The organism is Bradyrhizobium sp. 23 (assembly GCF_023073295.1).
In the GTDB taxonomy this organism is placed as follows: domain Bacteria; phylum Pseudomonadota; class Alphaproteobacteria; order Rhizobiales; family Xanthobacteraceae; genus Bradyrhizobium; species Bradyrhizobium canariense_D.
In genome coordinates, this window is the sequence record NZ_JADPJF010000014.1 from 1 (window position 1) to 10,092 (window position 10,092).

10 protein-coding genes are annotated in these 10,092 nt (G+C 64.2%); 5 read left to right on the forward strand and 5 right to left on the reverse strand.

Translation table 11 applies throughout. The features are described from left to right. Nucleotides 1-299: 299 nt before the first annotated feature. The gene (moaB, locus tag IVB32_RS02125; RefSeq protein ID WP_018454917.1) at nt 300-863 is read right to left on the reverse strand and encodes a molybdenum cofactor biosynthesis protein B; all 564 of its coding nucleotides are present in this window, start codon (nt 861-863) and stop codon (nt 300-302) included. A 134-nt stretch (nt 864-997) separates the two neighbouring features. After that, nucleotides 998-1,933, reverse strand: coding sequence for a neutral zinc metallopeptidase (locus tag IVB32_RS02130; RefSeq protein ID WP_085352623.1), 936 nt, complete (start codon nt 1,931-1,933; stop codon nt 998-1,000). Between the two features lie 400 nt (nt 1,934-2,333). On the opposite strand from IVB32_RS02130, the gene IVB32_RS02135 reads away from it, so the two are divergent. The 3 genes from IVB32_RS02135 (at nt 2,334) to IVB32_RS02145 (ending at nt 4,731) form a co-directional block, all read left to right on the forward strand. Continuing rightward, entirely contained in the window at nt 2,334-3,464 is a 1,131-nt protein-coding gene (locus IVB32_RS02135; RefSeq protein WP_085352624.1) for a site-specific DNA-methyltransferase, read from the forward strand. A gap of 121 nt (nt 3,465-3,585) precedes the next feature. Beyond that, nucleotides 3,586-3,912: a hypothetical protein gene (locus IVB32_RS02140; RefSeq protein ID WP_018454920.1), complete on the forward strand. Its 327-nt coding sequence runs from the start codon at nt 3,586-3,588 to the stop codon at nt 3,910-3,912. A 132-nt stretch (nt 3,913-4,044) separates the two neighbouring features. After that, nucleotides 4,045-4,731, forward strand: coding sequence for a glutathione S-transferase family protein (locus IVB32_RS02145; RefSeq protein WP_085352625.1), 687 nt, complete (start codon nt 4,045-4,047; stop codon nt 4,729-4,731). A gap of 59 nt (nt 4,732-4,790) precedes the next feature. On the opposite strand, the gene IVB32_RS02150 is transcribed toward IVB32_RS02145, so the two are convergent. Together IVB32_RS02150 and IVB32_RS02155 are read right to left on the reverse strand one after the other, a co-directional pair. After that, on the reverse strand, nt 4,791-6,800 hold the full coding sequence (locus tag IVB32_RS02150; RefSeq protein WP_247372686.1) for a methyl-accepting chemotaxis protein: 2,010 nt from the start codon (nt 6,798-6,800) through the stop codon (nt 4,791-4,793). Nucleotides 6,801-7,140: 340 nt separating this feature from the next. Then, nucleotides 7,141-7,584: a nuclear transport factor 2 family protein gene (locus IVB32_RS02155; RefSeq protein ID WP_018454923.1), complete on the reverse strand. Its 444-nt coding sequence runs from the start codon at nt 7,582-7,584 to the stop codon at nt 7,141-7,143. 90 nt (nt 7,585-7,674) lie between these two features. Here IVB32_RS02155 and IVB32_RS02160 point away from each other — a divergent pair, with 90 nt between their 5' ends. Further along, a complete protein-coding gene (locus IVB32_RS02160; protein WP_204513844.1) occupies nt 7,675-8,595 on the forward strand; it encodes a LysR family transcriptional regulator in 921 nt (306 codons plus the stop codon). A 199-nt stretch (nt 8,596-8,794) separates the two neighbouring features. Here the strand turns inward: IVB32_RS02160 and IVB32_RS02165 are convergent, their stop codons facing one another. Then, entirely contained in the window at nt 8,795-9,415 is a 621-nt protein-coding gene (locus tag IVB32_RS02165; RefSeq protein WP_085352629.1) for a glutathione S-transferase family protein, read from the reverse strand. Nucleotides 9,416-9,542: 127 nt separating this feature from the next. Between IVB32_RS02165 and IVB32_RS02170 the strand changes: the two genes are divergently transcribed. After that, nucleotides 9,543-10,092 (forward strand): FAD-dependent monooxygenase (locus IVB32_RS02170; protein WP_247409666.1); only part of this gene is annotated, 550 nt, incomplete at its 3' end.

A 10,092-nucleotide genomic window follows, 5' to 3' on the forward strand; every position in this document is an offset into this window, starting at 1 on the left:
CGACTGAACTTCCGTCTCTGCATGACCCACCTCTGGCTCGATAAAACACCCAATCTCGGTGTCCATCAAACCGGCAGCAGCTCAATGCGCCCTCGCCCCTTGTGGGAGAGGGCAGCGATGCTGCCAGACGCACACTCACTAGGGCGAGGGGTATGTCTCCGAGCACTCCGTGCCGATAGATACCCAAGCTTCGCTTCGGCATTCTTTAAGGACGGGCGGCCGAAGGCGGCCTATGCCACCTTTCCCGCATCCGCCTTCGCTAAAGCTTCGGCCGACATGAGCGGAGAAGAAATGTCCAACTACACCGTCGCGCCCTGGGCCTTCGGCCGGCGCAGGTGCTCGTCCAGCCGCGGCATGATCTCGACGAAATTGCAGGGGCGCGTGCGGTAGTCGAGCTGGGCTTTGAGGATGCCGTCCCAGCCGTCGCGGCAGGCACCGGGCGAACCTGGGAGGCAGAAGATGTAGGTTGCGCCCGCGACGCCGGCCGTGGCGCGGCTCTGGATCGTCGACGTTCCGATCTTGGCGTGGCTCAGCATGTGGAATGAGATCGAGAAACCGTCCATGCGCTTCTCGAACAAGGGCTCGATCGCCTCCGGCGTGACGTCGCGCCCGGTGAAACCGGTGCCGCCGGTGGTGATGACGACGTCGACACCTGCGTCCGCAATCCAGCGGCGGATGACGGTGCGGATCGCCTCGACGTCATCGGTGACGATCTCGCGCGCGGCGAGATGATGGCCGGCAGCGGTGAGACGGTCGGCCAGGGTCTGGCCGGATTTATCATCCGCCAGCGCGCGCGTGTCCGACACGGTGAGCACCGCGATGTTGAGCGGGACGAACTGTTTTGTTTCGTCGATGGAGGTCATTGCAACGCACCTTCTTCACAGACCACAGACGTCATCCTGAGGTGCGCGCTCTTGCGCCCTCGAAGGATGGGCCACGGGCTCGCCATCCTTCGAGGCTCGCCAATTGGCGAGCACCTCAGGATGACGGATAACCCCTACTGTCCGCCCCCAAACGTGTTGCAGGCCTGGACGGTGCCCTGCTGGTAGCCGGTCATGAACCATTGTTTGCGTTGCGCCGCCGAGCCGTGGGTGAAGGAATCGGGCACGACGCGGCCTGTGGACTGGCGCTGCAGCGTGTCGTCGCCGATCGCGCTCGCCGTGGTGAGTGCGGCGTCGATGTCGCCCGGCTCCAGGAAGTTCGGCCGCTTCTTCGCCTCGCGATTGACCCAGACACCGGACAGGCAGTCGGCCTGCAATTCGACCTTCACCTGCAGCGCATTGGCCTCCGCCTTGCTGCCGGCCTGCTGCTGCAGCCGCGTCACGCGCGGAATGATGCCGAGCAGGTTCTGGATGTGATGGCCGGCCTCATGGGCGATGATGTAGGCGGTGGTGAAGTTACAGGCCGACTTGCCGGAGCAGCCGCGAAAACGCGTCTCGACCTCTCGGAAGAAACCGGTGTCGAGGAAGATGGTCCTGTCGGGCGGACAATAGAACGGTCCCATCGCCGACTCCGCCCGGCCGCAGCGCCCGCCATTGGTGACGTTGCGGAACAGCACGACCTTTGGACCGGTAAAGGACTGGCCGGAGGCCTGGAAGATCTCGCTCCAGCGATCGTCGATCTCGCCGAGGATGCCGGAGATCATGCTGCCCATCTCGTCGGTCGGCGCGCCGCGCTTGGCGTTGGACGACGATTGGCGATCGGTCTGGTAGGACGGCGCCTGGCCGCCGCCGGTGAGTATCTCGGCGCCGCCGATCAGGATGCGCGGATCGATGCCGAAGGCGTAGCCGACCAGGCCGAGCACGATGATGGTACCGATCCCAAGCCCGCCGCCGCCCATGGGGAGGCCGAACCCGCCTCCTCCACCGCCGCCGCCACCATCGTCGCGACGATCCTCGATGTCGTCGCTGCGGCGGAAATCATCGTAGCGCATGGCGGCTTCCCTCGGTCCTAGCTCAATTCGGCGCGAAAGCGCGAAAGCTCAACGCGCCACATACGTTTCCGTTGCGTTAATCAATATCCCGCTCGGCAATTATTGCCTAGTGCGACAGCATGGCAATGCCAGCAATTTTTTCCGGGCATCGAGCAATTTTTTCCGAGAGGAATTTTGAGTCTTTTTGCGCTCCGATCACAGCCGCAACGCGAAGAAACGCGAAATACACTGCAAAACATGGAGAATGCGCGGAGCGAGCCGCGTGCAAGGCGCGATGTGAGGGCTGTTCACGAAAGCCACGGGTTAAGTCGATTTTTACTTTGCCGCTTCAATGTAACGGTCAGTCGGTTGTTTGGTCCCGCGTCGCCGACAGCGTCGCCTGAGTCAGAGTTCTTGAGTCATGGTAGAGTCGCGTCGCGGGGCGTCTGCAAGGGCGCCCCGCACAAATTTTGAGTCTCCTTCGCACAGCATCGTCCTCGGCGATTGCGTCGCCGAGATGTCGAAGCTTCAGGCTGGTTCGGTCGACCTGGTGTTCGCCGATCCACCCTACAATCTCCAGCTTAAGGGCGATCTCAAGCGCCCCGACGAATCTCATGTCGATGCGGTCGACGACGACTGGGACAAGTTCGATTCGTTCTCCGCCTATGACGATTTCACCCGCGCCTGGCTGCTCGCCGCCCGCCGCGCGATGAAGCCGTCGGCGACGATCTGGGTGATCGGCTCCTATCACAACATCTTCCGCGTCGGCGCGATCATGCAGGACCTCGGCTTCTGGCTGCTGAACGACATCGTCTGGCGCAAGACCAACCCGATGCCGAATTTCCGCGGCCGCCGCTTCACCAATGCGCACGAGACCATGATCTGGGCCGCGCGGGACGAGAAGGCCAAGGGCTACACGTTCAACTACGAGGCGCTGAAGGCCGCCAACGAGGACGTGCAGGCACGGTCCGACTGGCTGATCCCGCTTTGCACCGGCGAGGAGCGCCTCAAGGGCGCCGACGGCAAGAAAGTGCACCCGACGCAGAAACCGGAAGGCCTGCTGGCGCGCGTGCTGCTGTCGTCCTCCAAACCCGGCGATCTCGTGATCGATCCCTTCAATGGCACCGGCACCACCGGCGCGGTCGCAAAGCGCCTCGGCCGCTCCTATATCGGCTTCGAGCGCGACAAGACCTATGCGAAAGCGGCCGAAGCGCGCATCGCCGCGATCGAGCCGCTTCCGGAGGCAAGCCTCGCCCCGTTCATGACGGCGCGCGAAGCGCCGCGTGTGGCGTTCTCCGAGCTGATCGAGCGTGGCATGATCATGCCCGGCACCAAGCTGTTCGACGCGAAGAAGAAACTCGGCGCGCTGGTGCGTGCCGACGGCGCCATCATGTTCGGGGACAAGGTCGGCTCCATCCACCGCATGGGCGCAGTGGCGCAGGGCGCGCAAGCCTGCAACGGCTGGACCTTCTGGCACATCGAGACCAAGAAGGGTCTTAAGCTGATCGACGAGCTGCGCGCCGAGATCCGCGCCGGCATGGCGGCGGGGTAGCCTTCCTTTCGTCGTCCCGGAGCGCGCCTCCTGGCGCGGCCCCGGAATGACGAGACTGGTTGAATACAGCGGCCGGCGGGACTAGATTGACCGCCTACGCCCCGTCTTGACCGGTCGAGCCATGCGACGACAGTCCGAGACATTGCTGCTGGTGCCGCTGCTGCCGATCTTTCTGGTCGGCATGTTTCCGATGTTCCTGATCGCGCTGCTGGGATTTTTCGGCCTCGCCTTGTTCGGCGTGCTCGTGGTCTGTGTCGGGCTCGCCAGCAGCAACGAGGCCCACGACAGCTTCAATCACGACGTCATCGTTCACGGCTACGCGCGCGGATCGGAGCGCGCGGCGCGGGCCTCCGACATGCATATCGCTACCCGGCTCGGGTTGCGCCTGGAGGTCGTGGGCGCGGCCATGGTCATTACGGCGGCGATCGGCCTTTGTTACGCCGGCTGATCTGCGTGACGCGCAGACGCCGCCCGGCAAACTCGCCGGTTGCCCTCCCCGATAAGGTTCAGGCAAGACAAGGCCGCTTGCGGACATGTTGCTGACTCCACTCTCAGCCAACAAACACAGGGGAGATGCCCGATGCTCAAATTCTATTTCAACGGTTCGCCGAACCCGACCAAGGTCGCGCTTTATCTCGAAGAGGCCGGCCTGCCCTTCGAGCCGGTGAAGATCGACACCCGCACGGGCGAGCAGTTCACGCCGGACTACCTGAAGATCAATCCGAACGGCAAGGTGCCGGCGATCGACGACAACGGCACCATCGTGTTCGATTCCAACGCCATCCTGCTATATCTCGCCGAGAAGACCGGCAAATTCCTGCCGGCCGCCAATGTTCGCGGCGAGATGCTGTCATGGCTGATGTTCGTCGCCACCGGCGTCGGGCCGTATTCGGGCCAGGCCGTGCACTTCAAGCATTTTGCGCCGAAAGACCAGAACCACGACTACGCGCATAACCGCTATCAGTTCGAGACCGATCGCCATTACAAGATTCTCGACGGCCACCTCAAAGGCCGCCGCTATATGGTCGGCGACAGCTATTCGATCGTCGACATGGCGCTGTGGGGGTGGGCGCGGATGGTGCCGTTCAAGCTCGGCGACGATGCCTTCGCGCGATACCCGAACGTGAAGCGGCTGGTGGACGAGATCTCGGCGCGGCCTGCGGCGACGCGCGCGATCGCGCTGAAGGACAAGTTCACCTTCAAGGCGGAAATGGACGACGAGGCGCGCAGCAACATGTTCAAGCACATGACGACGAAAGTCGCCTGATCGTCTCAGGTCACAATGCGAGGCCACGCGCATGCGCGTGGCCTTTTGCTTCTTGAGGCTCAGGCGGCGTGGACCGAGCTCAGGAAGTTGGCGACTTCCTGCTTCAAGCGATTGCTGTCGGCCGACAGCGAGCGTGCCGCCGAGAGCACCTGCGAAGACGCCGAGCCGGTCTCGGACGCCCCGCGCTGCACGTCGCCGATGTTGGACGACACGAGTTGCGTGCCTTGGGCCGCCTGCTGGACGTTGCGGGAGATCTCCTGCGTCGCCGCACCCTGCTCCTCCACGGCGGCGGCGACCGTCGACGAGATCTCCGACAGCCGCTCGATGGTGCCGCTGATTTCCCTGATCGAGCCGACCGACTCCTCCGTCGCAGCCTGGATGCCCGAGACCTGCTGGGCGATCTCACCGGTGGCCCTCGCGGTCTGCTCGGCGAGCGCCTTGACCTCCGAGGCGACTACGGCGAAGCCGCGGCCGGCTTCACCCGCGCGCGCCGCCTCGATGGTGGCGTTCAGCGCCAGGAGGTTGGTCTGGCCGGCGATGGTGCTGATCAGCTCGACCACGTCGCCGATGCGGGCTGCAGCCTTGGAGAGCTCGCTGACGCGCGCGTTGGTCTTGCTCACCTGACCGACGGCTTCGCCCGCTATGCGCGCCGATTCCTGCACCTGGCGCGCGATCTCCGTCACCGAGGAGGACAACTCCTCGGTCGCGGAGGCGACCGCCTGCACATTGGCCGAGGCTTCCTGGGAGGCGGATTGCACTTCGGTGGAGAGATCCTGAGCGCGCCTCGCGGTCGCGGTCAGGGTGCCGGCCGAGCCCTCGAGCTCGTGCGATGCCGAGGATACGGTATCGACGATCTCGCCCACCGCCTGCTCGAACTGGCTGGCGAGCCGGGCCATGTCGGCCTTGCGGCTCTCGGCCTGCCGGGCCTCGGTTGCGGTCTGCTCTTGGCGCAGCCGTTCGGTCTCGATCATGTTTGTCTTGAAGACGTCGATCGCCTTGGCCATGTCGCCGATCTCGTCGACCTTGCCGCGCGAGGGGATCTCGACGGCGAGATTGCCGCCGGCAAGCAGCCCCATTGCGCGCGTCATCGAGGTCAGCGGCCGCACGATGCTGCGGGCGGTCAGGAAGGCGACGATCAGTCCGAACAGGACGGCGAGGCCGCCCGCGATCTCCTGCAGCGAGGTCGTGCCGTCGATCACAGCATCGGCCGCGGTGCGCGAATCCTTGTAATCCGTCTTCAAGGCGGTTTCCGCGACCTTGAGCTTGGCGATGCTCGCGGAGATGAGCGGTGCGAGATCCTTGTGGTAGATCTCGTCGGACCGCAGCATCGCCGCAGAGGTGGTTTCGAACGCGGATTTGTAGATACCGAGAGCGGTCTTCACTGGCGTCAAAGACGAGCGAAGGTCCGCCGCCTGCGGGCTCCTTTCGACGGCCGCCAGCCGCTGCACCGCCCTGTCGACATTGGTTCTGAAGGCGGTGGGCCCGTTGGCGTCGCGCAGGGCGAGGAAGCGCCAGTTCGCGATTCGAACCAGCAGGACCCGGGACTCGAGGTCCGCGACGAGCGACACCGTGTCGTCGTCGGCGGCGGCACGGGCCACATCGACCAGCTTGGCCATCTTGACGGTCAGCTCTTCGCCACTCGGCAACAGCGTCGCCTTGCCGGTCCGCGCCTCGTTGACGGCGTCGCCGAGACTGTCACGCAGGCTTTTCATTTTGGCGATGTCGGCGATCAGATCGTCGTAGAGCTTCCGCCGCTCCTCCGAGAGGGTGCCCTTTGCTCCCAGCTGCAACAGCCCGGTCGCCGCGGCCTCTCGCTCGGCAGCCTCCCGCATCGCAGGCTCGTTGGCGTCGTAAATGTAGCGCAGATTGGCCCGCTGGATGGCCTGAAGATGGGTCGATATCTCCAGGACGCGCGCCGTGCTGTCCGACAACGCGGAGAGTTTTGCGACCTGATCCTGGACGGATCGCAAATTCCAGATGGCGACCACCGCCATCACAAGACCAACCGCCACCAAGGCCATGAAACCTGCGTACAGGCGTCCCCTGATCCGCAAACGAAAACTCGGCATTCCCACTGTCCACCCAGATGCATGTCAATTCGAGCGGCCGGCCTAATCCGGCGATCGTCACCGGCCACTCTGGCAGCCGCGCGTCGCGTTGTTCGCGACCCACGCTGCACCGCGACACAATGGGGGACACTCGTTAATTGAACCTTCAAATTTTTCGCGCGCGCATCCGTCGGATGGTACAACATCTGCTGATTTTATCGGCAGGTGAGCAAGGTTTTAGCGAGAAGCCCGCAGCGGCATGCAGGCCGCTGCAGCTGGTCCGGCCTGCGCCAGACCAACACGCCCCTCGCCGACCGCGGCGGACGGCACCGGTCGACGGAGGCGACGCTGCTCGATCCGCTCAGCTCGCGGCCCTCACGGCCGTTTGTGGAAACGGACCAAGGGCCTTCTCGGTCAGCACCGAGTCGCAATATTCCCGGATCTCCTTGATCTTGCCGTCCTCGAGACGAAACACGAGACAATAGTCGTTGTCGTAGCGCACGCCTTCTGGCGTGACATTGTCGCCCTTTGCTTCGATGACGACGATATCGCCGTCGGCGATGAAGCGATGAGCGACCGTCCGCGTCCGGTCGACAAGGCGGGTCCGCACATAGCCGTGCAGATCGTTGAGGATCGCCTGTTTGCCCGAAAAGGTGCGCGACCAGGAATACTGGCCGGTCACGATCCATTTGGCGTCGTCGGCAAGACTTTCGGTGAACAAGCCACGGTCGCGCGCAGCCGGATCGGGGCTGGCGGCGGCTGCAAAGATATCCTGCATCAGTTTCTTGTTGGCGCTCGCGCTCATGGCGGCATCTCCTTTGGTGAGAACACGGAAATCATCGCCGCCGGTGCTAAATTCTTCAAATCGATAGTGGATATGATATCTATTCGCCTCATGAATTTGAATTCGCTCGACCTCAATCTCCTGACCGCGCTCGACGCGCTGCTGCGCGAGGCCAGCGTCAGCCGCGCCGCATTGCGGATCGGGCTGTCGCAGCCGGCGGCGAGTCATGCGCTCCAGCGTCTGCGCGACATCCTTGGCGATCCGCTCTTGGTACGCACAGGCGCGCGGATGGAGTTGACGCCGCGGGCGCAAGCCTTGCGCGCGCCGCTGGCGCAGGCGCTCGACCAGGTGCGCGGGCTGTTCGTATCGGATGAATTCGATGCGGCGCGCAGCGAGCGGCAATTCCGACTGATGATGCCGGACCTCGCGGTCGAGCTGTTGATGCCGCCCTTGATGGAAAAGGTGACGCAGGCCGCCCCCAACGTCCGCATCGACGTGGTGCCGTGGCGAGGACCGGCTATTTTCCACGCCGAGTTCGCCCGCACCATCGATCTCGTGATCTCGATCGGCAACGCCTTCAAGGGATTTCACCGCCAGTTGCTTTACACCGACAGCGACGCGCTGGCGGTGCGGCGCGGCCACCCCGTGGCTGCGAAGCTGAAGCGGCGCGAGACGTTCCTGGCTGCACGCCATGTCGGCGTAATCATCCGCGGCCAGCCGGAGGACCTCATCGACACTTGGCTGGGCACCAAGGGCATAGACCGGCATATCGCTCTCGTCGTCCCGGGTTATCTCGAAGCGCTGCACGTCGCCGCCCGTACCGACCTCGTCGCCTTCGTGCCGCGCCGGTTGATCGCGGCGCTGTCCAAGCAGCTCGGCCTCGTCACGGTGACGCCGCCGCTCGACCCCGGCATCGATGAGCAGTTCATGTTCTACCCGACCCGCGCGCAGATGGATCCAGGCTCGATCTGGCTCAGGCGGCTGATGCTGGAGACGGGACGGGATTTGGAGAAGAAAGGGCGCGCTGGATAGGACGCAACTTCAAAGCAAATGGTGTCGTCCCGGACAAGCGCAGCGAAGCGGAGCGCCGATCCGGGACCCATAACCACAGGACGTGGTTTGGCGAAGACTCGTGATTGTCAGCTTGCGTCACAACTTCTCCCTGTGGTTATGGGTCCCGGGTCTGCGCTGACGCTTGCCCGGCACGACAGGGGAATATATTGCCGCGCTCCTACGCCTTCTGCGCGTCCATCACCTTGCGCACGGCGGGGCGGTCGGACATGCGCTTGAAATGATCGGCGATCTTCGGCGTCGCGTTGATGTCGACGCTGTCGCCTTCGAGCCAGGTCGACAGGGTGTAGAGATAAGGATCGCAGATCGTGAACTGCTCGCCCATCACCCAGGGCCCCTTGTACATCTTCTGCTCGATCAGGGCGAAGCAGGCGCCCATGGTCTTCGGGATCATCGCCTTCATGTCGGCGAACGAGCTCTCTTCGCTCGCCCAGCGTGCGCCGCGCATCTTGTGGGCATGGTTGATGTGCACGGTCGAGCAGAGGTAGGAGTTGAACGACTGGACCTGGGCGAAGTCGAAGGGATCGTCGAGCGGCGCGAGCTTCGCCTTGGGGAAGGTCTGCGCGAGATAGGCGAGCATCGCCGGGGTCTCGGTCAAAACGCCGCGATCGGTCACCAGCGCGGGGACGCGGCCTTTCGGGTTGATCGCGAGGTACTCCACGCTGTTCTGCTGGTTGTCCTTGAAGCTCAGCCGCTCCGCCGCGTAGTCGGCGCCGGCTTCTTCCAGGGTGATGTAGGTGGCGAGCGCGCAGGTGCCGGTGGCGTAGTAGAGCTTGAGCATGTCGGACCTCATGGGAAAGCCGGAAGGTAACGGCTGCGGGCCCCGAGGTCCATAGCACGAACCTCTCTTCGCAGTTGCCCACCGGCGCCCGGCTGTGCCAAGACGCCCCGAGTTGGAGGGGCTTCCCATGACCGTACTCATCGCCGGTGGCGGCATCGGCGGGCTGACGCTTGCGCTCAGCCTGCACGGAGTCGGCGTTCCCGTGAAAGTGTTCGAGAGCGCCGCCGAACTGCGGCCGCTCGGTGTCGGCATCAACGTGCTGCCGCACGCGGTGCGCGAGCTGATCGAGCTCGGGCTGATGGACAAGCTCGATGCCAGGGGCGTGCGCACCCGCGAGCTTGCCTATTTCTCCAAGCACGGCAAGCCGATCTGGAGCGAGCCGCGCGGGCTGGAGGCCGGCTATAAATGGCCGCAGTTTTCGATCCATCGCGGCACGCTCCAGCAATTGCTGCTCGACACCGCCATCGAGCGCCTCGGCCGCGACAACATCCTCACCAGCCATCATCTGACCGGCTGGAGCGAAACCGCCGACGGCGTGCGCGCCGATTTCGTCGACAAGGCCACCGGCAAGGCCGCGGGGACTTACGACGGCACGATCCTGATCGCCGCGGACGGCATCCATTCCGCCGCGCGAGAAAAACTCTATCCCGACGAAGGCCCGCCGATCTGGAACGGCC

What these genes read in the sequence shown, in the direction of transcription:
- moaB (WP_018454917.1), bottom strand. Translation starts at nt 863, where the DNA reads ATGACCTCCATCGACGAAACAAAACAGTTCGTCCCGCTCAACATCGCG.
- IVB32_RS02130 (WP_085352623.1), bottom strand. Translation starts at nt 1,933, where the DNA reads ATGCGCTACGATGATTTCCGCCGCAGCGACGACATCGAGGATCGTCGC.
- IVB32_RS02135 (WP_085352624.1), top strand. Translation starts at nt 2,334, where the DNA reads ATGGTAGAGTCGCGTCGCGGGGCGTCTGCAAGGGCGCCCCGCACAAAT.
- IVB32_RS02140 (WP_018454920.1), top strand. Translation starts at nt 3,586, where the DNA reads ATGCGACGACAGTCCGAGACATTGCTGCTGGTGCCGCTGCTGCCGATC.
- IVB32_RS02145 (WP_085352625.1), top strand. Translation starts at nt 4,045, where the DNA reads ATGCTCAAATTCTATTTCAACGGTTCGCCGAACCCGACCAAGGTCGCG.
- IVB32_RS02150 (WP_247372686.1), bottom strand. Translation starts at nt 6,800, where the DNA reads ATGCCGAGTTTTCGTTTGCGGATCAGGGGACGCCTGTACGCAGGTTTC.
- IVB32_RS02155 (WP_018454923.1), bottom strand. Translation starts at nt 7,584, where the DNA reads ATGAGCGCGAGCGCCAACAAGAAACTGATGCAGGATATCTTTGCAGCC.
- IVB32_RS02160 (WP_204513844.1), top strand. Translation starts at nt 7,675, where the DNA reads ATGAATTTGAATTCGCTCGACCTCAATCTCCTGACCGCGCTCGACGCG.
- IVB32_RS02165 (WP_085352629.1), bottom strand. Translation starts at nt 9,415, where the DNA reads ATGCTCAAGCTCTACTACGCCACCGGCACCTGCGCGCTCGCCACCTAC.